The sequence below is a fragment of the Novosphingobium guangzhouense genome (genome assembly GCF_002896965.1).
GTDB lineage: Bacteria > Pseudomonadota > Alphaproteobacteria > Sphingomonadales > Sphingomonadaceae > Novosphingobium > Novosphingobium guangzhouense.
In genome coordinates this window covers 40,326-62,681 of sequence record NZ_LYMM01000062.1, presented here as the reverse complement: position 1 = coordinate 62,681, position 22,356 = coordinate 40,326, and the positions used below count along the sequence as shown (strand labels likewise).

Below are 22,356 nucleotides of genomic sequence, written 5' to 3'. Positions count from 1 at the left end.
TCCTGTGCAACTTCACTTGGCGTTCAGCGAAGCGCTGGTTATAGACCCGTCCATGTTCGCACGTTCGTCGCTCAAGACCGCCATCCTCGCCGCCGCTACCGGGGCGATCGTTCTCACTGCCGGTTGCGGCGGGCGCGCCAAGAACCGCGACACCGCCTATGTCGCGCGTGACGTGGACACGCTCTACGCCGCCGCACAGCAGCGCCTCGACACCGGCCGCACCAAGCAGGCCGCCGCGCTGTTCGACGAGGTCGAGCGTCAGCACCCTTATTCCCCCTGGGCGCGCCGCGCCCAGTTGATGAGCGCGTTCAGCTATTACGCCGCGCGTGACTATAACAAGGCGATCCAGTCGGCGCAGCGCTTCCTGTCGATCCATCCGGGCAACAAGGATGCGCCCTACGCCTATTACCTGATCTCGATCTGCTATTACGAACAGATCAGCGACGTTACGCGTGACCAGAAAACCACGCAGCAGGCCAAGCAGGCGCTGACCGACGTGATGCGCCGCTATCCCGGCACCACTTACGCCCGCGATGCGCAGCTCAAGATCGACCTCGTCAACGATCACCTCGCCGGCAAGGAAATGACCATCGGCCGTTCGTATGAACGCAGCGGCAAGTGGCTGGCGGCAACGCTGCGCTTCCGCAATGTGGTCGACAATTTCCAGACCACCAGCCACACGCCCGAAGCGCTCTATCGTCTTGTCGAAGGCTACCTTTCCATGGGTATCCCGGAAGAAGCACAGAAGGCCGCCGCCGTGCTTGAGCACAACTATCCGAACAGCGACTGGTACAACCGGGCGTTCAAGCTGATGGAAAAGCACGCGCCGCAGAACGTCGCGGCCTGATCGGGTCTTTCTTCCCCGGCTCTACCGGGTAGGGTGCTCCATCGTCGATGCCCGAAAATGCGGCCCGCCATCCGGCGCGGCCGCTTTTTCGTATGTGCAGCGCAGCGGCGATGCCTCGGTTCATCGCCGCGCAGTTTCGCTTTAGCGCCTGATAGCGGAAATCTATTGTCCACTAAATAAGTTGAGATTAGAAAAGCTCAACAAGAGGCGAAACGGCCCGGAGGAAAACTCATATGAGGGCCGCGCAGGGCATTCCCGCAGCTTTCCCATGATTTCTTTCGGCCACCAGCAAGCTGTGCATTCGACCACGAAGCGCAGACCCGCAGCCTCAAGACATACCTGCCGGCCCTGAGAGGGGGCAGGCCGACCAGGTGCACACCGGACAGCCGGATGCATTCAATTCCCTTACATGAGGATTTGAAAGCATGACTTCGTTCGTCCGCCGGACTCTTCTGGCCACAACCGTACTCGCATCGGCGACAGCAGGCATCACCGCGGCGCATGCCGAGGATGCCGCGCCTGCTGCTGCGACTTCTGCTTCGGCTGCGGCCGATGAGCAGGACAATCCCACTTCGGTCGGCACCGGGGCGCATGACCGGGGCGGCGACATCGTCGTCACCGCGCGCCGCCGTCAGGAATCGAGCCAGGAAGTGCCGCTCGCGATCTCGGTCGTCGGAGGGGAGCACATCGATTCGACCGGGTCGTTCAACGTCGGGCGCTTGCAGCAGCTGACGCCGACGCTGCAGTATTATTCGTCCAACCCGCGCAATACCGCCGTCAATATCCGCGGCCTTGGCGTGCCGTTCGGCCTGACCAATGACGGTATCGAGCAGGGTGTGGGCATCTACGTCGACGACGTCTACAATTCGCGTGTGGCTTCGGCGACGTTCGATTTCCTTGACGTTGCACAGATCGAGGTTCTGCGCGGGCCTCAGGGCACGCTCTATGGCAAGAACACCACAGCGGGCGCGATCAACATCACCACCAACCAGCCCACCTTCGATTTCGAGGGCAAGGCTGAGGTTTCGATCGGCAACTACAACTTCAAGCAGGCCAAGGCGGCGATCTCCGGGCCGTTGAGCGATACTCTGGCGGCGCGTCTTGCGGTGTCTTCCACCAGCCGTCGCGGCACGATCTACAACGTCACCAGCAACCAGTGGATCCAGAGCCAGGACAACCTCGGCCTGCGAGGCCAGTTGCTGTGGAAGCCGACCGGGACGGTAGAAGTGACACTGGCGGGCGATTTCAGCACGCAGGACGCCAATTGCTGCGGTTCGGTCTACGTGCGGACAGGGACAACCCAGCGCGCGTTGAACCGCCAGTTCGAAGCGCTGGCCGCGGCGCTGGGCTATGAGCCGGTCAGCCGCAATCCGTTCGACCGCCTGACCGATCTCGACACCCCGCTCAGGGCAAAGAACAAGGTCGGTGGCGCGTCGGTGCGCGTGAAATGGGACGTGGGTCCGGGCACCCTGACCTCGATCACCGCATGGCGTTTCTGGGACTGGGACCCGTCGAACGACCGTGACTTCACCGGCCTGCCGATCGTCAGCAAGTCGCAGAACCCCTCGCAGCAGGATCAGTACACGCAGGAACTGCGGTACAACTACAGCAGCGACCGGATCGATTTCGTTGTGGGCGCCTTCGGCTTCTATCAGCGAATCGACACGCAGGGCACCGAAGAGCACGGCTCTGCGTCCAGCCGCTGGAATATCTCGCCGTCGAACTCGCTGTCCAACGATCCCACGGCGCTGGATGGGCTGGTGGCCTACAACAGCCAGTATCTGAAGAACACCAGCGCGGCGCTTTATGGCCAGCTGAGCTGGCACATCACGCCGGAACTCACGCTGCAACCGGGCGTTCGCCTGAACTACGACAAGAAGGAAGGTTTCTACCAGCGCCGGGTCTTCGATGCGGCCGGTAACGAAATCCTGCTTGGCGGCGATTCTACCCCGCTCAAGACGGCGCAGCTGGCGATTTTCACTCCGCAGGAAATCTCGCCGACGTTCAGCGACTGGAACTTCAGCTACGACTTTACGGCCAGCTACAAGGTGGCGCCGGACGTGCTGCTCTATGCGACTTATGCCAAGTCGTTCAAGTCGGGCGGCATCAACCAGAACGGCGTGCCGATGGCGTCGGACAACATGACGCCGCTGTATGACGTGGCAACGGTAAAGCCCGAATCGGTCCATCATTACGAAGCAGGCATCAAGACACAGTTCTGGGATCGCCGGGTGACCTTCAACCTTTCGATCTTCCGCACCGACATCAAGAACTACCAGGCTAACGTGAACAACGGCCAGTTCGGCGTGCTGCGCGGTTATCTTGCCAATGCCGGCGCGGTCCGTTCCCAGGGGGTCGAGGCTGACTTCTCCGTCCGGCCGAGCGAACGGTTCAACGCCTACGTGAACGGTGCCTATACCGACGCGAAGTATCGCAAGTTCGTGGATGCGCCGTGCCCGCCCGAACTGTCGGGCGGAACGACCGCCGTAGGCGGGCAGACGCCGGATGCACCGGGTACGCCGGGGGGTATCAGCCCTGCCAACTGCGACATTTCCGGTCAGCGCCTGCCCGGCGTATCGGAATGGTCGTTCTCCTTCGGCGCCGAGGTCAACACCCCGACCAAGCTGCTGGGCAAGGAGGGCGAGGTCTACTTCGGCTATGACGGTTCGGTGCGTTCCAACTTCTCGTCCAATCCGTCGCCATCCGCCTATACGTGGATCGACGGCTACAGCCTGCACAACTTCCGCGCCGGTTTCCGCACGCAGAGCGGGTTCGACGTCTACGGCTGGGTTCGCAACGCCTTCGACGAGAACTATTTCGAACAGCTCATGGTCGGGCCGGGCAACACCGGCCTGATCGCCGGCCTGCCGGGTGATCCGCGCACCTGGGGGTTCACCATCAAGTCGAACTTCTGATCCTTAGCCCCGACCTGCAAGTCTGTGCCCCTCGCATCAAGCCCATGATGCGAGGGGCAAATTTATTTTCGCCTGGAGGGAACTTTCTCCGAAACTCTGATCCGAAAAATCGCTTAAATCGTTTGCGGCATGAACTTAAAGTAATTTCTCTTGAGCAGATTTTAGCGTTACCCAGAAATTCACCAGTTAAGGTGAGCCTGCATAAACGGGTTCCGGCGCCTAGCCGGAGTAACCCGCCAGCAGGGTGGGATGGGTCGCGAAATCAATGGACATGAAGCATAATTTTCCGCTCGAGCCGGATACCCGCGTGGAATCCGCAAGCCCACGCGAGTGGCGGCCTGAACTGTTTGCCATCGTCGGCATCTTCGTTGCCTTGTGGGTCGCTCTGGCTGTCCATTACCTGAACGGGGGCACCGGCTGGTAATTGACAGCGATGCGCGCGAAGCGGGGTGACGGGCCAATCCGCATCCGCTAGAACGCTTCGCGAACATGCTCAGCCGTCTCTCCATCCGCAACATCGTCCTGATCGAGGCGCTTGACCTCGATTTCGCGCGTGGCCTTGGCGTCCTTACGGGCGAAACGGGCGCGGGCAAGTCCATCCTGCTTGATGCGCTTGGCCTTGTGCTGGGCAATCGGGCGGACAGCGGGCTTGTGCGCGGTGGAGAGGGCAAGGCCAGCGTAACCGCCAGCTTCGATGCTTCGGCGCTGCCCGCAGCGTTGCTGGCAACGCTTGAAGATGCGGGCGTGGAGATCGAGCCGGGAGAACCGCTCATCCTGCGCCGCCAGCTCAAGGCGGACGGTGGCTCCAAGGCGTTCCTCAACGACCAGAGCGTGGGCGTGGCGCTGCTGCGCGAACTGGCGCCCGCACTGGTGGAAATCCACGGCCAGCACGACGATCGTGGCCTTGTGAACGCGCGCGGCCACCGCGCCCTGCTTGACCGTTTCGCGGGCGGCGAGGTTGCGGGGGTGGAGGCTGCGTGGAAGGAATGGCGCAGCGCGCAGGACGCGCTCGACCTCGCGCGCGATCGGGTTGCCCGTGCGGCCGAGGATCAGGACCTGCTGCTGGCGCATTTGGCCGAACTGACCGCTCTCACCCCTGTCGAGGGGGAGGAAGATGAACTCGCCGGAGCCCGTGCAGACATGCAGAAGGGCGAAAAGCTGGCCGACGATCTTTCGGCCCTGCAACACTTGTGGACCGGCTCCGATTCCGCGCTGGCTATCCTGCGCGGTGCGGCCCGGCGGCTCGATCGTATCGCAGGTGAGCATGAATTGCTGGCCGAAGCGCTGTCGGCGCTTGACCGAGCGGTGATCGAGGCTGGAGAGGCTGAGGACAAGCTGGACAAGGCTGCAGAGGCGCTGGCGTTCGATCCGGCCGAACTCGACCGGATCGAGACGCGCCTGTTCGACTTGCGCGCAGCTGCCCGCAAGCATGGCTGCCAGGTGGACGATCTGCCCGCGAAGATGGCGGAAATGCGCGCCGCGCTCGATGATATCGAGGGTGGCAACGATCATATCGTTGAGCTGGAAAAGACGGCGCAAAAGGCTGCGCTCGTCTATCGTGAGAAGGCCGGCGCCCTGCATGATCTGCGCCGCGCGGCGGCGAAGAAGCTCGATGCGGCGGTGGCAAGCGAACTGGCGCCGCTCAAGCTGGATGCTGCCCGCTTCCAGACCTCGGTGGTGCGGATGCCTGAAGAGCGCTGGGGCGCATCAGGCATGGATGCGGTGGAATTCCTCATCAGCACCAACCCCGGATCGGACTTTGCGCCGCTCGGCAAGATCGCCAGCGGCGGCGAACTTTCGCGCTTCATCCTCGCGCTCAAGGTGGCGCTGGCCGAAGAAGGCGGCGCAGCGACGGTGATCTTCGACGAGATCGATCGCGGCGTGGGCGGCGCGGTGGCCGACGCCATCGGCGAACGCCTTTTGCGTCTTGCATCGAATGGCCAGTTGCTGGCGGTGACGCACTCTCCGCAAGTCGCCGCGCGTGGGGACCGTCACTACATGATCGCCAAGTCCAGTCAGGGCACGGTCACGCGCACCTCGGTCACCCCGTTGACAGATGCAGAGCGCAAGGAAGAGATCGCCCGCATGCTCTCCGGCGCGGAAGTGACCGACGAAGCCCGCGCGCAGGCCGATCGGCTGCTTGTACGGGCCTGACCGGCCTCTGATCTGATCTGATCTGATCGGCCACGGGTTTGATCAGCGGGGGAGTGGCATCGGCGGGCGCAACGTTGCATAGCCGCAGCCATGACCGCCGATTCCCTTAACGAAGCCGAAGCCGCCAACGAACTGATGCGGTTGGCGCGCCAGATCAATCGCGCCAACCGGCTCTATCATGCCGAAGACGCGCCCGAGATCAGTGACGCTGAATACGACGCTCTGGTAAGGCGCAATGCAGAACTGGAAGCGGCTTTTCCGCATCTGGCCCGCGCGGATTCTCCAAGCAACAAGGTCGGCCACGAAGTCGCCGCATCGCCGCTGGGCAAAGTCGCACATGAAGTGCGGATGATGAGCCTCGACAATGCCTTTACCGACGAGGAAGTGGGCGAATTCCTAGCGCGCGTGCGGCGCTTCCTGTCGCTGCCCGCCGACGAACCGCTGGTGATGACGGCAGAGGACAAGATCGACGGCCTGTCCTGCTCGCTGCGCTACGAACACGGCAGGCTGGTACGCGCAGCGACGCGCGGTGACGGGCAGGTGGGCGAAGACGTTACCGCCAACGTCGCGCATATCGCGGACATCGTGCAGGAACTGAAGGGCGAGGGTATTCCCGAGATCTTCGAAGTGCGCGGCGAGGTCTACATGGAAAAGGGCGCTTTCCTGGCGCTCAACGCCCACCTGATGGACGAGGCCCGAGAGGCCGCCGAAAGCAGGGGCGAAGCGTTCGACGACAGCAAGGTGCGCCAGTTCGCCAACCCGCGCAACGCGGCGGCCGGGTCGCTGCGCCAGAAGGATGCCGCCGTAACCGCCAAGCGTCCCTTGCGATTCTGGGCGCACGGCTGGGGCGCTGCCAGTCATGTGCCGGGCGAAAGCCAGCACGAAGTCATCCGCCGCATCGAGGCGTGGGGGCTGCCGGTTTCTCCGCAGTTCCGCCAGTGCCATTCGCTGGACGATATGCTGGCCGCCTATCGCGCCATTCGCGATGGCCGCGCTGCGCTGCCGTTCGAGATCGACGGCGTGGTCTACAAGGTGGACCGGCTCGACTGGCAGCAGCGGCTGGGCTTTGTCGCCAAGGCGCCGCGCTGGGCCATGGCGCACAAGTTCCCGGCAGAGCGGGCCGAAACGGTGCTGGAATCGATCGACATCCAGGTTGGCCGCACGGGCAAGTTGACGCCGGTGGGGCGTTTGAAGCCGGTGCTTGTGGGCGGCGTGACGGTGACCAACGTGACGCTCCACAACCGCGATGAAATTGCGCGACTGGGCGTGCGTCCGGGGGACCGGGTGGTGCTGCAGCGTGCCGGCGACGTCATCCCGCAAGTCGTCGACAACCTTTCCCGCGAGGAGCCGCGCGATCCTTATGTGTTCCCGGATCATTGCCCCGAATGCGGCTCCGAAGCCGTGGCGGCTGAGGGCGAGGTGGACGTGCGCTGCACCGGCGGCCTCATCTGCCCGGCGCAGCGGACCGAACGGCTGAAGCATTTCGTCAGCCGCGCCGCTTTAGACATCGAGGGGCTGGGCGAGAAGACCATCGATGAATTCTTCGCCAAGGGCTGGCTGGAAAGCCCGGCGGACATCTTCCGTCTGCGCAAGCGCCGTGAGGACATTCTTGCGCTTGAAGGGTGGAAGGACAAGTCTGTGGACAACCTGTTGGCTGCTGTGGAAAGCAAGCGGAGCCCCGATGCCGCACGCCTGTTGTTCGGCCTGGGTATCCGCCACGTCGGCGCGGTGACCGCGCGTGATCTGCTGAAGCGCTTCACGACCTTGCCGGAACTGCGCGCACTGGCCGAACAGGCCCACGTCAAGGATGGAGAGGAGGAAGTGAAGGCGGCCAGCGACGCCTATGCCGAACTGGTGTCCATCGACGGCGTCGGGCCGGTGGTGGTGGAAGCGCTGGGCGACTTCTTCCATGAAGAGCACAACCGTGCGGTCTGGGATGACCTGCTGAGCGAAGTCACGCCGCCGCCTTACGTGGTCGAGACGAAGGAAAGCCCGGTTTCAGGCAAGACCGTGGTGTTCACCGGCAAGCTGGAAACGATGAGCCGCGACGAAGCCAAGGCGCAGGCTGAACGGCTGGGTGCCAAGGCGGCGGGTTCCGTTTCACCCAAGACCGATCTTGTCGTTGCCGGGCCGGGCGCGGGATCGAAGCTGAAGAAGGCCGCCGAACTGGGCATCGAGGTGATCGACGAAGCCGCCTGGGCCGACATCGTCAGGGCTGCAGGATAGTGGCCGGCAGAACCGGGCGCGCCGCGTGAAGGGGAAACGCGGCGCGGCGTGGTTCAACTGTAGCGGGCCTTGCGTTCATGCACCTGGCGATAGTGCTGCACGCGCGTGGCGCGCAGCCCGGCCATGCCTTCGCGCTCGATCGAACGCTGCCATGAGGCGAGCTCCTCCAGCGTAAGGTCGTAGCGCTCGCAAGCTTCAGCGATCGTCAACAGCCCACCGTTGACGGCCGCAACCACTTCGGCCTTCCTGCGAACGACCCAACGCGATGTATTGGGCGGCGGCAGGCTGTCGATGCTCATCGGCTCGCCCAGCGGGCCGGTGATGACCGTCGGCCGGTCGTTCTTAACGTCTTCCATGGTCGGCCTCGTAAAAGTTTCTGCCAACCCCCTGTCGTTGCCAACTATCCGTATAAAACCTTAATTTGAGACGAGTGCGACTGGTTAACGCATGTTTACGATGATTTACATATTCTCGGGGAAAAGTTCCTGAAAATACAATCGATACAAGAACCAAAAGTTTACGGACCGTTAACCAGTGTTAATTACCTTCATCTTCAGCCCAGATCCAATGCGCAAGAGAGGTAAACGTGCATAGTCGCCGCAAGCAGTCGAGCCATGCTGCAGCCGTGGCACGGCATGTCACTTCAGATGGCTGTCAGTTCGTTATCGAACGGGCAGGCGTTGCGGCCGGTCAGTGCTTCAGCTTCGTTGTGGACGATTACCCGCCGGTGCGCGGAACGGTGCGGTGGGTGGTCAAAGACCGCATTGGCTTCGCGTTCGACCGTCCGATTTCACGGGACGCGCAGGCGGCGATGCTCCGCCGCAGCCGCGTGGTGCAGGGGCTGGATCTGGTTCCGGCGTAACTATTTCGGGCGGGGACCGATCAATGGCCCCGTTTGCGCATCCACAGGATCGACCAGTCCCCGTTGACCATGCGCGCGGCAAGGCGCAGGCCCGCTTTGCGGCAGGCGGCGCGTACCGCGGCTTCCTGCGTTTCCAGCAACCCGGCCAGCAGCAAATGGCCGCCGGGCACCAGCGATTTTCCGAAATCGGGCGCCAGCGATACGAGCGGCCCGGCAAGGATGTTGGCCAGGATGAGGTCGTAAGGTCCACGTGCCTCCAGCACCGGATGGGCCATGCCGTCCGCCACCGTCATCACCAGTTCGCCGCGTCGCGCGCCCATCGTTACGCCGTTGGCCTGGGCGTTGTCTTCCACCACGTTGACGCAGACCGCGTCGATATCGCTGGCCGTCGCCAGCGTGCGCGGCCAGAGCGAGAGTGCGGCGAAGGCAAGCAGGCCGGTGCCTGTACCGATATCCGCGCAGTTGCGGATGACCAGACCTTGCGCCTTCATGTGTGTCAGCATCGCCAGGCACCCGGCGGTGGTCGCGTGATGGCCTGTGCCGAACGCCTGGCTGGCAGGGATCGCGAAATCGAACACGCCGGGTTCGTCAACGGACGGGTGCTCTGGCGTGTGGACGTGGAAGCGGCCCGCGCGGATCGGTTCGAGCCCTTCCTGACTGGCGACGAGCCAGTCGGTCTCGGGCAGTTCCTCGACGATCAGTTTGGGTTTCGCGTCCGCGAACAGTGCGGTGATCGCCGCCTTGTCCGCCTTGGTCGGCTTGCGATCGAGCCAGGCTTCGAGAACCCAGTCCTCCGGCTGGTCTTCGGCGACTTCGCGCCCGGACAGGACGATCTCGTGGTCCCAGTCCCAGGCGTCTTCATGGGCGACGAGCGCCGCCTCGATGATCGGACGGGCGGCGAAGACGGTGACTTTCCAGCTCACTTTGCGCTTTCCTTGGCAAGACGCTGCGACAGACGGCCTTCAGCGGCCTTGGCATAGGCGTGGCAGGCGTTCGAATCGGCAAGCGGCTTCTGGCCCGCCAGCCGTTCCATCAGGTCGCTCTGACCCGGATGCGGGGTCAGCAGGATATCGCAGGGCAGGGCGCTCATTACGGGCAGGCCCTTGCGGATGGCGGCCACGCGCTGCGGATGATCGGTAAAGCGATACCCGTCCGAAGATATCGTGGAGGAACTGTCGGCGTAGGCGATCTTGCGACAGCCCGCGCCGGGCGCGCACGAGGTCCAGGTCCAGCTGGTCGAGCCGGGCGCATGGACGGGCGTTGCGTGCGCCGTCAGCACCAGCTTGCCGAGCGTGACGGTGTCGCCGTCCTTCAGCACCCGGTCGACGCGGACCGGAGCGATCGGATCAAGGCCGGCGAACTGCGGATCCTCCGCGCTGGATTTGCCGCTGGAGAGAGCCGCTTTCTGCGCGGGCAGGGCTGCAACTTTTGCACCCGTGGCCTGCTGCAGTGCGGCAAGTGCGCCGACATGATCGAAGTGTTCATGGCTGGCAACGATCCAGTGCACGTCCCGTGGATTGAAGCCTGCGCGCCGAATGTTGGCGAGCACCAGCGGCGCGGCGTTGGTCGTGCCCGCATCGACAAGGACATGGCCTTTGTCGCCGGTCACAAGGATGGCGGAAATCCCGCAAGTTCCGACGTACCAGGTGTTCCCGAAGATGCGGGCGGGCGGCGCCGGGGCGTCCCATGCATCCTTGCCATCGCAGGCTTTCGCCAGCGCGGCAGGCGTCACCGCGCCCCGTTCTGCGGCCCGCTCTGCGACAGGGGCTGCGACAGGGGCGGTAAAGGGAGAGGCGGCCGTCAGGGCAGCCAGCGCGATAGCCAGAGAGGTGCGACTCATGTGCGATGCTTTACGGCTCACCTGCACGATAGACCAGTCCGTCACGTGGATGTTGCGCCGCAGAACTTGCACCGTCCCGCGATTTGTCTAAGGGGGCTTGCAATAGGGCAGTTCATGACACTGCCGCAGGCAAGGGGATTCGTAAGCGCCATGGCAAATGCCGGGACCAAGAACCGTCCGCTCTCGCCGCACCTCCAGATCTGGAAGTGGGGCCCGCACATGTTCGTGTCGATCCTCCACCGCGTCACCGGTGACGGCATGGCATTCGCCGGCCTCGCCGTGCTGCTTTGGTGGTTGGGCGCGCTCGCCGGAGGCCCTGCCTCTTACGCGACGTTCACGTGGGCGATGACGACGCCGATCGGCTATCTGGTGCTCGTGGGCATCTCGTGGGCGTTCTTCAGCCATATGGCGAGCGGCATCCGCCACTTCTTCCTCGACGTCGGCGCCGGCTTCGAACTGCAGGCCAACCGCCTGTGGTCGATCCTGTGCCCGGTCCTGGGTGTCGTTCTCACCGTCGCCTTCTGGGCGCTCCTGCTGCTTCGCTGAGGGTAACGAACAATGGGTAACGGAACCTCCATCGGCCGCGTCCGCGGCCTCGGCTCGGCAAAGGGCGGCGTCCATCACTGGCTGCTGCAGCGCTTCACCGCGATCGGCAACCTGCTCTCGGTGCTGTTCCTGATCGTCTCGCTGGTGCTGCTGCCGGACTATTCCTACGGCACCATGGTCGAATGGATCGCACGTCCGGTCCCGGCCGTCGCCATGATCCTGCTGGTCGTCACGACCTTCTGGCACGCACGCCTCGGCCTGCAGGTGCTGGTCGAAGACTACCTGCATGACCACGCCAACAAGTTCGCCGCAATCGCCGCGCTGAACCTTGCCGCTTGCGGCGGGATCGCGTTCGGCGTGTTCTGCATCGTCCGCATCGCGCTGGGAGCACACGCATAATGTCCGCGCCTGCTTACAAGATCATCGACCACACCTACGACACCGTCGTCGTCGGCGCCGGCGGCTCAGGCCTGCGCGCCACGATGGGCTCGGCCGAAGCCGGCCTGAAGACCGCGTGCATTACCAAGGTGTTCCCCACCCGCTCGCACACCGTTGCGGCGCAGGGCGGCATCGCGGCCAGCCTCAAGAACAACACGCCGGACCACTGGACCTGGCACATGTACGACACCGTCAAGGGGTCGGACTGGCTGGGCGACCAGGATGCCATCGAATACATGGTGCGCGAAGCGCCCGCAGCGGTCTACGAACTGGAGCATGCCGGCGTTCCGTTCAGCCGCAACGCGGACGGCACGATCTACCAGCGCCCGTTCGGCGGTCACATGCAGAACATGGGCGAAGGTCCGCCGGTGCAGCGCACCTGCGCCGCGGCTGACCGTACCGGCCACGCCATGCTTCATGCGCTGTACCAGCAGTCGCTGAAGTACGACGCGGACTTCTTCATCGAATACTTCGCCATCGACCTCATCATGGACGGCGGCAAGTGCGTCGGCGTGATCGCGCTGTGCATGGATGACGGCACGATCCACCGCTTCCGTGCGCAGGCCGTGGTGCTGGCAACGGGCGGTTACGGCCGTTCGTACTTCACCGCGACTTCGGCCCACACCTGCACCGGCGACGGTGGCGGCATGGTGCTGCGCGCCGGCCTGCCCCTGCAGGACATGGAATTCGTGCAGTTCCACCCGACCGGCATCTACGGCGCCGGCGTTCTCATCACCGAGGGCGCACGCGGCGAGGGCGGCTACCTGACCAATTCCGAGGGCGAGCGCTTCATGGAGCGTTATGCGCCTTCGGCCAAGGATCTTGCCAGCCGTGACGTCGTCTCGCGCTCGATGGCGATGGAAATCCGCGAAGGTCGCGGCGTCGGCCCGCACAAGGACCACATCTACCTGCACCTCGATCACATCGATCCCAAGGTGCTGGCAGAACGTCTGCCGGGCATCACCGAAAGCGGCAAGATCTTCGCTGGCGTGGACCTTACCCGCCAGCCGCTGCCGGTCGTCCCGACCGTCCACTACAACATGGGCGGCATTCCGACGAACTACCACGGCGAGGTCATGACGATCGGCGCCGACGGCAACCCCGAAACGGTCGTCCCCGGTCTGTTCGCGGTCGGCGAAGCGGCCTGCGTCTCGGTCCACGGTGCGAACCGTCTGGGTTCGAACTCGCTGATCGACCTTGTCGTGTTCGGTCGCGCCACCGGCCACCGCCTCAAGGAACTGCTGGTTCCCAACGGCACGCAGGGCGAACTTCCCAAGGATTCGGCGGACCTGGCGCTTACGCGTCTGGACCACTACCGCAACGCCAACGGCTCGTCCTCGACTGCGGAAATCCGCACCGAGATGCAGCGCACCATGTCGCTTCACGCGGCGGTGTTCCGCACCGACGAACTGATGGTCGAAGGCAAGGACAAGCTTGCCGCGACGTATCAGAAGATGAACGACATCAAGGTCACCGACCGCGGCCTGATCTGGAACTCCGACCTCATCGAGACGATGGAACTGGACAACCTGATCTCGCAGGCCACCGTGACCCTGCATGGCGCGCAGAACCGCAAGGAAAGCCGCGGCGCCCACGCGCACGAGGATTTCCCGAACCGCGACGACGCCAACTGGATGAAGCACACCGCCACCTGGTTCAACGGCTGGGGCGGCAAGGGCGGCGAAGTCCGCATCGACTATCGCCCGGTCCACGAATACACCCTCACCGACGACGTCGAGTACATCAAGCCCAAGGCTCGCGTGTACTGAGGACGATCTTCGGCCAAGGCTGAAAAACGAGAGGGAGGCGGCGCAGCGGCAAGGCTGCGCCGCCTTTTTCTATTTCTCCGCCGGGCGGTGCAGGGCGGAACCGTGCGCCATTCGGTGCATTGCTGGAGGCGAAAGGAACCTTCATGCAACGGCCTGACATCGACCCCCTGCTCGAACCCAATGTTGAGCGTGATCCCTTGGTGAAAGAGATGAAGCGCGCCCCCGGCAGCACCTGGGGCTGGGTGATGGGATATGGCGTGCTGCTGGTGCTGGCGGCGCTGATCGTACTGCTCAATCCGCTGGTGGCGGGCGTGGCGACCGGGCTGATCCTTGGCGTCATTTTGATCGTTGCCGGCGTTGCCGCACTGGCGGCAGGCTGGACTTCGCTTTCCAGCCGGGCGCGCTGGACGGAAATCCTGTTGGGTGTGATTGCGTTGTTCGCGGGTATCTTCGCCGTAGCCGACCCTGTTGCGGGCGCACTTTCGCTGGTCATCGCCATCGGCTTCTGGCTGCTTGTATCGGGCGTGCTTCAGGTCGTGTTCGCGCTTAAGGCGCACCATGACAAGGGCTGGAGACTGCTGTTGGGCGCGCTTGACGTGGTGCTCGGCCTGGTGCTGCTGTTCGCCAGCCCCGCAACCGGCCTTGCATTCCTGGCGATCATTGTCGCGATCAGCCTTACGGTTCGCGCCGTATTCCTCATTCAACTGGCGCTGCTGCTTAAGCGGAGCTGAACCGCCATTCACCTGCCGTTCATGTTTACAAGCGTAGTCGATTACGCATGTAGACGATGGAGGGAAGGGTGTCGGAGTCTCCCGAACGGCCGGATCGTATCTCCGCAGAGATCACCGGAGCCGAACATGCCGTCATGGAGGCGCTGTGGCAGCGTTCGCCGCTGACCGCGCAGGAAGTCTGCGAAGAAGTCTGTGGCCCGCGCGGGTGGAGCCTGGCGACGGTGAAGACGCTGCTTTCGCGCCTTGTCGCCAAGCAGGCGGTAGAGACCGAGCCTGACGGCAAGCGCTTCCTCTATTCACCGCGGATCGAGCGCACCGCCTATGTAGGCGCCGAAAGCCGCCGCCTTGTCGATCGCCTGTTCGGCGGCCGTGCGGCGCCGCTTTTCGCGCATCTGGCGCAGAGCGAACAACTTACCCAGGATGACATTGCCGAGATCGAAGCGCTTCTGAAGGAGCTGAAGTCATGATCGAATGGCTTACCGATACGCTGGTCGCCACCGGCGCGCTGATGGCGCTTGTGCTGCTGGTCCGTCGCCCGGTTGCGCGCTGGTTCGGACCGGCGGCGGCTTATGCGCTTTGGGCTTTACCGATGATCCGGCTGGTGTTGCCTCCGCTTGCGTTACCCAGCTTCATGGCGCACGGTTTTCTGACGAACCTGCGTGTCGGGGTGGAGCCGGTGACGGCATCGGCTGCCGGAACGCAGGCAACTGTCCCGGCAGAGGCTCTGGCGGTCGTCCCGTTCGTGGATGCGGCGGGTGCGCCGTCAGTGGCTGCAGCGGAACCTGGCTTGCTGGCGCAAGTGCCGTGGGCGAGCGTGGCGCTGGCGATATGGCTTGGCGGCGCGGCCCTGTTCCTTGTCTGGCGCACGGTGACGTACCGCTGGATGCGGCGCGACCTGCTGGATGGTGCGCGGGTGGTGGCCCGCTCGTCCACCGTGCGCATTGTCGAGACGCCTGCGATCACAGCGCCGCTGGCTTTCGGCGTGTTCGACAAGGTCGTTGCGCTGCCGCAAGGCTTTCTGGCCGAGGCGGACTCCGAAACCTCCGACTTCGCCATCGCGCACGAGATGGAGCATCACGCGGGCAGCGACCTGCTGGCGCTGATCGCGATGCAGCCGCTGTTCGCGCTGCATTGGTTCAACCCCATCGGCTGGGCGGGGTGGCGCGCGGTCAGGGCGGATCAGGAGGCATTCTGCGATGCTCGTGTCATGGCGGGGCGCAGCCGGGCGGAACGGGCGCGCTACGGCCGCCTGATCGCGTCGATGGCTGGAGGCACCCGGCTTGGTCTTGCAGCGCCGATGGCGGGGCCGCTTTCGGGTGAGAAGCCGATCATTCAGCGCCTGAAGGCGCTGGCAGCTGCCGACGTCAGCCCCACGCGCCGCGTACTGGGTCGCAGCCTGTTCGCGCTGGCTATCGTGGCGGTGCCGGCCACGGCTACGGTCAGCTATGCCGCGATGGATGAGGCCGGGATCGATGAGGCCGGGATCGATCCGGTGGCGGGATCGACCTCTGCGCCCCGGACTGCTGCCGTGAGCCATCCGGCCATGCTGACCGCGCCGCAGGCTCCCGTGCCACCTGCTGCACCGCAGGCGCTTGCAGAGGCGGATCTGCCTGTTCCACCCGAGGCACCGGAATTTCCGGAACTGCCGGACATGGATGCGGAGCAGGGCGTGGTGCCGCCGATTGCTGCCGTGCCGCCGGTTCCGCCGCTACCTCCGGTGCCGCCCGTACCGCCGGTGCGTTTCACCGATCGGGATGCCATGACGCGCGAGCAGGCCCGGCAACTGCACGATGCGCAGCGGACGGCGGCCGTGGCACAGCGCCGAGCGGCAGAGGCACAGCGTCAGGCACAGCGCCAGGCTGCCGCGGCGCAGGCCCGCGCTCCGCAGGTCAGCGAGACGGTGTCCGCAGACGGCAAGCGCCGGACCATCAGCATGGTGCACCGCGACGGTTCGCGCACGAGCATGCGGACCATGGTGCTGGATTCCGATTGCCCGGCAGCCAGCCGCCGCCGCGAGGTTCGGGGCGAGGGGAGCGGTGCAAGCGCGTCGGTGGTCATCTGCACCGGCGAGCCCGAGGCGGCGAAGCTGGCGGCGGTCAACGCCTTGCGCAGCGTTCGCGCCACATTCGCGGCCGACCGGGCTCTTGACGCCAAGGTTCGTGCCGAGATCCTTGCAGGGCTTGATGGCGAGATCGCCGATGCGCACCGCGAGATGAATGCCAACTGACGTAGAGTAGCATCGGAAGCGGGGCTGCGGCGGGGTCGCGGCCCCGCTTCCTTATGCGGGGCGCAGACTGGCCGACGTGATGTGCCAGCCTTGCGACACGCCCATGCCACGGTTGATCTGCCGCAGCGCATAACTGCCGACGAAGCGCTGACGCTTGCCGTTGTCGAGTTCGGCATCGACCGTGACCGGCACCGTTACATAAAGCGAACCTGCGCCGCCTTCGACGTCGGAAACCTTGCCGATGTCCACGTGTACGCGGCGGGTATGGGCATAGCCCTCGGTAAACGCCTGAAGGGTCTGGCCGCTGGAGCCTCCGTCCGGTCCCCATAGTGCCCATGCAGAGGGGAAATCGCGTTCGTTGATCGCGGCGTAATAGCGTTCGACCATGTCGGCTGCTGCGGGGCGACCGACGGGGTCGATGCCGCCGCAATCGGGCGTTTTCACCGCATCTTCGCCCAGGATGGCGCATCCGCGCGCGATCTCGTTGCGGATCATCGCGCAGGAATTGACGGCGTTGCACGGCGGCCGCGTAGCCGGGGACACGACCAGGCATTGCTGCACCAGCTTGTCCGCCTGCGCCTTTCCGATCTCGGACGAGCAGGAGACAGGCTGCATGTCGGTGGCGGCGGAAGGTATCTGCGGATCAAGCGAGGGAGGCTTCACCGAGGCGGCTGTGTCTGAAGCCGCAGCACTTGAAGAGGGCGCCTGATCCTGCGTTTCGCTGCCGGGGCTTGGCGCAGGGGCTTTGCTGCAGGCGGACAGGGCCAGCACCGTGGCGCCAAGCAGCGGCAGCAGGCGCAGGGATTGCCCGATCTGGCGGGTGCTCAATGTCCGGGTCATTCCTTGGGGGCGGGTTGCCGCGCGTCAGGTTCGGATTTGAACGCAAGATCCTTGCCGGAGTCCTTCTTGCCCTTGTCCGACTTTTCCTTGGCGTCCTTGGCCTTCAACTGTTCAAGATGCGCCTGCACGACACTGGCCGGGGCGGGGGAAGCGGGGTACCGGCAGCCCTTGGCCGCGCCCATGCCCTTGAGGAAGCCGCGCCGGGTCAGGCCCGCCTGAATCGCCGCATTCACCTTGCGGTCCTGCGCGTTGGCACCCGATACTTCGCGGATCAGGCCGCGAAACGGGATGAACGATGCAACCACCCACTTGCCGACGCGGCCTGCATTGATGCGATCGCGTTCTTCGGCGGGAAGATCGATGTCTGGCCCGAGAACTTCATCGAGTTCCTGAATGGCGCCCGCGATCTGCCGACACTTGGTAAGCCCGTTCAGCGCGTAAGGCTGCGTCGTCGCCTTGACCAGCAGGGGGGGGATTTCGCCGTCCCTGCCGACGTTGAGGTCATTGATAGGGGTTTTCGCAACGTCGACCGCATCGGGATCGCGTGACGTGATGGGCTTGTCGTCCTGACGTGCCAGTGCCGGACCCGTGACCGTGCTGATGGTAAGGCCCGCAATAACCGCCGCACCGAGCCATTTGCGTTTCATCACCCTGTTCTCCAGTTTCAGGTGCAAGCGCAGCATCCGCCAGGGAGCGCTTGCCCTGTAATGTCATCCTGTTGAAGAGAACGTGTCACATGCATCCTCGTTCCCGGTGTCCAGCCCACGCTTGAGCCACCGCATGCGTTCCGCGCTGGAGCCGTGCGTGAAGCTTTCGGGCGTAACGGCCTGACCGGCATTCTTCATCAGGGTGTCATCGCCGATCGCGCTGGCGGCGGTCAGTCCTTCCTCCATATCGCCCGGCTCGATCAGGTCGCGATGCTTGCCTGCCCAGACGCCGGCATAGCAATCCGCCTGCAATTCCATCCGCACCTGCAGCGCGTTTTCCTGCGACGGGTTCTGCTGCTGCGCCTGGCGGACCTGCCGGTCCAGCCCCGTAAGGTGCTGGACATGATGGCCGTATTCATGAGCGATCACGTAATAGCGCGCGAAGTCACCCCTTGCGCCCAGTTGCTTGTCCATCTGGTCATAGAAGCTGACGTCGATGTAGATGCCCTGATCGGCGGGGCAGTAGAACGGCCCCATCGCGCTTTGTGCCGCGCCGCAGCCACTGCGGGTGCCTCCGGTATAGAAGGTAAGGGTGGGCTGCTCGAACGGGATGTTCGCTTTCTGGAAAAGCGGTTGCCATGTGCTGTTGAGCGAGGACAGCGCGTTGCACGCCTCACGCGAATAAGGTGTGCGTGAGCAGATTTCGCCCGTGCTGCGCGATCCGGCCGCCGGTTCCTGCGGAGTGGCGGGGCTTTGCTGCTGCACGTTTTCGATCGTGCCCAGCATCTGTCCGGGGTCCACGCCGAAAACGAGCGCGCCGATCAGTACGATGACAAGCGTTCCGCAGCCCAGCTTTCCGCCGCCGATCGGAAAGCCGCCGCCACGGCCGCCTTCGGTCACCTTGATATTGTCGGGGTCAAAGTCATCCAGCCGCATCGGTGTTCCTGTCACTTTTTTCAGTCTAGCTAGACCTGTCCTTGCGGGCAGATCAATTCGCAAAAGCCATGGCTGTTCCTTTCGGATACGCAGGGCCACGGGTGTTGCGCGCGCGCGTCAACTTGGGGCCTCCTGGTAAAAAATGCTTCCTGAAGACAAGGATGGAGCAAATTTTGCAACCGCGCCCGGATTTGTGCCTTATAGGTGGGGGCGACATGAAGGCGGGCATTCGGGCAGTGGGACTTACAGCGCGGAAACGTGCGTGGAGAACGGCGGCGTTCTTTGCGCTTTTCGCTGTCGCACCTTCCTGCGTCGTCATCGGCGCAAGCATAAGCCGCGCCGACCGCGAGATAGAGGATCGGCTGCGCGCGCACATCCAGATCCTTGCCAGCGATGATTTCGACGGTCGTGAACCCGGCACCGATGGCGAGGCGAAGACCCTGCGCTATCTGGCGAAGCAGTGGTTCGACATCGGCCTTGTCTCGGGCACCAACGATCCGGGCAACGAATGGTTTGCACCTGTGACGGTCATTGCGCACGAACCGTCGAACGGCTCGGCGCGGTTCCTGCGCAAAGGCTACCGCGCCTCCATCGCGCCCAGCGATGTGCTGGTCTTCACGTCCGGCAAGCGTGCGCTTGTGCGCAATGCGCCGCTGCTGTTCGTTGGCCGTGCGCGCAGCCAGGACTTCACGCGCAACGAACTGGCAGGCCGTATTGCCGTCGTTCTCGACGGGAATACGCCCGACAGTGCACGGCAAAACGAACTGCTCTCGATGGGGGCATCGGCGGTCCTGACCGTTCTGGATGGCGAACGTACCATCGATCAGGTCGCGGCGCGGCGCAGGCGTTCGGGCTATGCCCTCTCGGACGAGGCGGTCGGCGGCGATCTGGAGGCGTTCATCGGCCGTGCTACCATGGAAACATTGCTAAAGGGCACTGCCCATACGTTCGACGAACTGGAGCAGGTGGCAGGCAAGGACGATTTCGCGCCGGTCGTGCTGGATGTAACGGCCTCGCTGGAAGCCAGCACCGACGAAACCACGATCCGCACACACAATCTGATCGGCAAGCTGCCCGGCCGCAACAAGCAGGCGGGGGCTGTGCTGTTCGTGGCGCACTGGGACCATTTCGGCGAATGCGGCGAACCTCCGGCCGAAGACGTCATCTGCAACGGCGCGGTCGACAACGCCAGCGGTGTTGCCGCGCTTACGGAAGTGGCGCGGCGCCTTGCGCGCAACCCGCAGATGGACCGCGACGTCTATTTCCTTGCCACCACGGCCGAGGAGCTTGGCTTGCTGGGCGCCCATGCCTTTGCCGACAATCCGCCGCTGCCGCTGGAAAAGATCGTTGCGGCCTTCAACATCGATTCGGTGGCTATCGCCCCGCGCAAGACGCCTTTCGCCATTGTCGGCAGGGGCATGACCGCGCTGGACAAGGACATCGCCAAAGTCGCCAAGGCCGAAGGCTTCCGGCTGCGCGATAACGACGACGCCAACGAATACATGAAGCGGCAGGACGGCTGGGCCTTGCTGCAGCACGACATTCCCGCCGTCATGGTGACGACCGCCTATGGTGACATGGAGCGGATGCGCAGCTTCTTCGATGGCGACTATCACCGGCCAAGCGACGACCTTTCCCACCCGATCGAACTGGGCGGGGCCAGCGATGACGTGAAGATGCTGACCGCGCTGGGGCGCTGGTTCGCCGATACGCGCAAGGTGCCGGTCGTGGCGCCGACAGGGCGCGCGGCGGCTACGACGAAGAAGTAGCGCGGCGCCGGAACCACCACGCGCAACCGGACCCGCGAAAAACATGGGATTCGCCCCCTAGCCCTAGCCGCTGCCTTTGATTACATGGGCCGCCACGATTCTCCCCCCTCTCGGGTATTTGGCGAAGGCATTGGTGGCGCATATGGATATCCAGCTCGGACTCACTTTCGACGACGTACTCCTGCGTCCCGCCAAGTCCGATATCGTGCCGACCCAGGCCGACACGCGCTCCATGCTGACCCGCACCATCGGGCTGAACATCCCCGTCATCTCGTCGGCCATGGACACCGTTACCGAGGCCGACATGGCCATCGTCATGGCGCAGATGGGCGGCATCGGCGTGCTGCACCGCAACCTGTCGATCGAGGAACAGGTGGCTGCGGTCCGTCAGGTCAAGCGCTTTGAAAGCGGCATGGTCGTCAACCCGATCACCATCAGCCCCGAAGCCACGCTGGGCGAAGCACAGGCGATCATGACCGCCAACCGTATCAGCGGCATCCCGGTGGTCGAAGCTTCAGGCAAGCTGGTCGGCATCCTCACCAACCGCGATGTGCGCTTTGCAGACAATGCAGCGCAGCCGGTGCGTGAACTGATGACGCATGAAAACCTTGCCACCGTGAAGGTCGGCGTAGGGCAAGACGAAGCGCGCCGCCTGCTGCACGCCCGCCGCATCGAAAAGCTGCTGGTCGTGGATGACGCGTTCAAGTGCGTGGGCCTGATCACGGTCAAGGACATCGAAAAGGCCGTCCTGTTCCCCGAAGCCACCAAGGACGAGGCGGGCCGCCTGCGCGTTGCCGCGGCCACCACCGTGGGCGACAAGGGCTTCGCCCGCACCGAAGCGCTGCTGGCGGCCGAATGCGACGTGGTCGTCATCGATACCGCGCACGGCCACAACAAGGACGTGGCGCTGGCGGTTGAACGCGTAAAGAAGCTGTCGAATTCCGCACAGGTCATCGCCGGCAACATCGCCACTGCCGAAGCAGCCAAGGCGCTGATCGATGCGGGTGCAGACTGCGTGAAGGTGGGCATCGGGCCGGGCTCGATCTGCACCACTCGTATCGTTGCGGGCGTTGGCGTGCCGCAGCTCACCGCCGTCATGGAAGCTGCAGAGGAAGCCGACAAGGCGGGCGTGCCCGTCATCGCCGACGGTGGCCTGCGCACTTCGGGCGATGCCGCCAAGGCACTTGCCGCCGGTGCGTCCACCATCATGGTCGGCTCGATGCTGGCCGGCACCGAGGAAGCGCCGGGCGAAACGTTCCTGTATCAGGGCCGCGCCTACAAGTCGTACCGCGGCATGGGCTCGGTCGGCGCGATGGGCCGTGGTTCGGCGGACCGTTACTTCCAGGGTGACATCAAGGACCAGATGAAGCTGGTTCCCGAAGGCATCGAAGGCCAGGTCGCCTACAAGGGCCCGGCCAAGGACGTCATCCACCAGCTGGTCGGCGGCATCAAGGCGGCCATGGGCTATACCGGATCGGCCACGATCGATGCGCTGCGCAAGAACTCGAAGTTCATCCGCATCACCAATGCCGGCCTTCGCGAAAGCCACGTCCATGACGTGACGATCACGCGCGAAGCACCGAACTACCCGACCCGCTAAGGACGCGGC

At 64.3% G+C, this 22,356-nt stretch carries 20 protein-coding genes; 14 read left to right on the top strand and 6 right to left on the bottom strand.

Annotated elements, in window-relative coordinates:
- The first annotated feature begins 52 nt into the window (after positions 1-52).
- The 5 genes from A8V01_RS20765 to ligA all read left to right on the top strand — a co-directional run bounded on the left by A8V01_RS20765 (position 53) and on the right by ligA (position 8,142).
- Entirely contained in the window at positions 53-847 is a 795-nt protein-coding gene (locus A8V01_RS20765; RefSeq protein ID WP_103098357.1) for an outer membrane protein assembly factor BamD, read from the top strand.
- Between the two features lie 425 nt (positions 848-1,272).
- A complete protein-coding gene (locus A8V01_RS20760; RefSeq protein ID WP_103098206.1) occupies positions 1,273-3,762 on the top strand; it encodes a TonB-dependent receptor in 2,490 nt (829 codons plus the stop codon).
- Between the two features lie 271 nt (positions 3,763-4,033).
- A complete protein-coding gene (locus A8V01_RS28750; protein WP_170066020.1) occupies positions 4,034-4,186 on the top strand; it encodes a hypothetical protein in 153 nt (50 codons plus the stop codon).
- 65 nt (positions 4,187-4,251) lie between these two features.
- Positions 4,252-5,916 (top strand): DNA repair protein RecN, encoded by a 1,665-nt coding sequence (recN, locus tag A8V01_RS20755; RefSeq protein WP_103098205.1) that lies wholly within the window; start codon positions 4,252-4,254, stop codon positions 5,914-5,916.
- 90 nt (positions 5,917-6,006) lie between these two features.
- Positions 6,007-8,142: an NAD-dependent DNA ligase LigA gene (gene ligA, locus A8V01_RS20750; protein WP_103098204.1), complete on the top strand. Its 2,136-nt coding sequence runs from the start codon at positions 6,007-6,009 to the stop codon at positions 8,140-8,142.
- 53 nt (positions 8,143-8,195) lie between these two features.
- On the opposite strand, the gene sciP is transcribed toward ligA, so the two are convergent.
- Complete coding sequence (gene sciP / locus A8V01_RS20745; RefSeq protein ID WP_103098203.1) at positions 8,196-8,498, bottom strand: CtrA inhibitor SciP; 303 nt, start codon at positions 8,496-8,498, stop codon at positions 8,196-8,198.
- A gap of 230 nt (positions 8,499-8,728) precedes the next feature.
- Between sciP and A8V01_RS20740 the strand changes: the two genes are divergently transcribed.
- Complete coding sequence (locus tag A8V01_RS20740; protein WP_103098202.1) at positions 8,729-9,004, top strand: PilZ domain-containing protein; 276 nt, start codon at positions 8,729-8,731, stop codon at positions 9,002-9,004.
- Positions 9,005-9,024: 20 nt separating this feature from the next.
- Here the strand turns inward: A8V01_RS20740 and A8V01_RS20735 are convergent, their stop codons facing one another.
- Entirely contained in the window at positions 9,025-9,927 is a 903-nt protein-coding gene (locus A8V01_RS20735; protein WP_103098201.1) for a 50S ribosomal protein L11 methyltransferase, read from the bottom strand.
- Complete coding sequence (bla, locus tag A8V01_RS20730) at positions 9,924-10,844, bottom strand: subclass B3 metallo-beta-lactamase (RefSeq protein ID WP_103098200.1); 921 nt, start codon at positions 10,842-10,844, stop codon at positions 9,924-9,926. The genes A8V01_RS20735 and bla overlap by 4 nt, the downstream gene beginning before the upstream one ends.
- A gap of 150 nt (positions 10,845-10,994) precedes the next feature.
- Between bla and sdhC the strand changes: the two genes are divergently transcribed.
- The 6 genes from sdhC (at position 10,995) to A8V01_RS20700 (ending at position 16,555) form a co-directional block, all read left to right on the top strand.
- The gene (sdhC, locus tag A8V01_RS20725) at positions 10,995-11,390 is read left to right on the top strand and encodes a succinate dehydrogenase, cytochrome b556 subunit (protein ID WP_103098356.1); all 396 of its coding nucleotides are present in this window, start codon (positions 10,995-10,997) and stop codon (positions 11,388-11,390) included.
- Between the two features lie 12 nt (positions 11,391-11,402).
- Positions 11,403-11,789: a succinate dehydrogenase, hydrophobic membrane anchor protein gene (sdhD, locus tag A8V01_RS20720; RefSeq protein WP_103098199.1), complete on the top strand. Its 387-nt coding sequence runs from the start codon at positions 11,403-11,405 to the stop codon at positions 11,787-11,789.
- Positions 11,789-13,597, top strand: a complete 1,809-nt coding sequence (gene sdhA / locus A8V01_RS20715) for a succinate dehydrogenase flavoprotein subunit (protein ID WP_103098198.1) — start codon at positions 11,789-11,791, stop codon at positions 13,595-13,597. Before sdhD ends, sdhA begins: the two co-directional genes overlap by 1 nt.
- 143 nt (positions 13,598-13,740) lie before the next feature.
- Positions 13,741-14,328, top strand: a complete 588-nt coding sequence (locus tag A8V01_RS20710) for an HdeD family acid-resistance protein (RefSeq protein ID WP_103098197.1) — start codon at positions 13,741-13,743, stop codon at positions 14,326-14,328.
- A 56-nt stretch (positions 14,329-14,384) separates the two neighbouring features.
- Positions 14,385-14,795: a BlaI/MecI/CopY family transcriptional regulator gene (locus A8V01_RS20705; protein ID WP_103098196.1), complete on the top strand. Its 411-nt coding sequence runs from the start codon at positions 14,385-14,387 to the stop codon at positions 14,793-14,795.
- Entirely contained in the window at positions 14,792-16,555 is a 1,764-nt protein-coding gene (locus tag A8V01_RS20700) for a M56 family metallopeptidase (RefSeq protein ID WP_103098195.1), read from the top strand. The genes A8V01_RS20705 and A8V01_RS20700 overlap by 4 nt, the downstream gene beginning before the upstream one ends.
- Before the next feature lie 51 nt (positions 16,556-16,606).
- Here A8V01_RS20700 and A8V01_RS20695 read toward each other — a convergent pair whose 3' ends face one another.
- The 3 genes from A8V01_RS20695 to ypfJ form a co-directional block, all read right to left on the bottom strand.
- Positions 16,607-17,383 carry a hypothetical protein gene (locus tag A8V01_RS20695; protein ID WP_245892754.1) on the bottom strand — a complete coding sequence of 259 codons (777 nt, stop codon included), beginning with the start codon at positions 17,381-17,383 and terminating at the stop codon, positions 16,607-16,609.
- A gap of 8 nt (positions 17,384-17,391) precedes the next feature.
- Complete coding sequence (locus A8V01_RS20690) at positions 17,392-18,042, bottom strand: hypothetical protein (protein ID WP_103098355.1); 651 nt, start codon at positions 18,040-18,042, stop codon at positions 17,392-17,394.
- Positions 18,043-18,105: 63 nt separating this feature from the next.
- A complete protein-coding gene (gene ypfJ, locus A8V01_RS20685) occupies positions 18,106-18,978 on the bottom strand; it encodes a KPN_02809 family neutral zinc metallopeptidase (RefSeq protein WP_103098193.1) in 873 nt (290 codons plus the stop codon).
- A 215-nt stretch (positions 18,979-19,193) separates the two neighbouring features.
- Between ypfJ and A8V01_RS20680 the strand changes: the two genes are divergently transcribed.
- Together A8V01_RS20680 and guaB are read left to right on the top strand one after the other, a co-directional pair.
- Positions 19,194-20,747 (top strand): M28 family peptidase, encoded by a 1,554-nt coding sequence (locus A8V01_RS20680; protein WP_103098192.1) that lies wholly within the window; start codon positions 19,194-19,196, stop codon positions 20,745-20,747.
- A 142-nt stretch (positions 20,748-20,889) separates the two neighbouring features.
- A complete protein-coding gene (gene guaB / locus A8V01_RS20675) occupies positions 20,890-22,347 on the top strand; it encodes an IMP dehydrogenase (RefSeq protein WP_103098191.1) in 1,458 nt (485 codons plus the stop codon).
- The last annotated feature ends 9 nt before the right edge of the window (positions 22,348-22,356 follow it).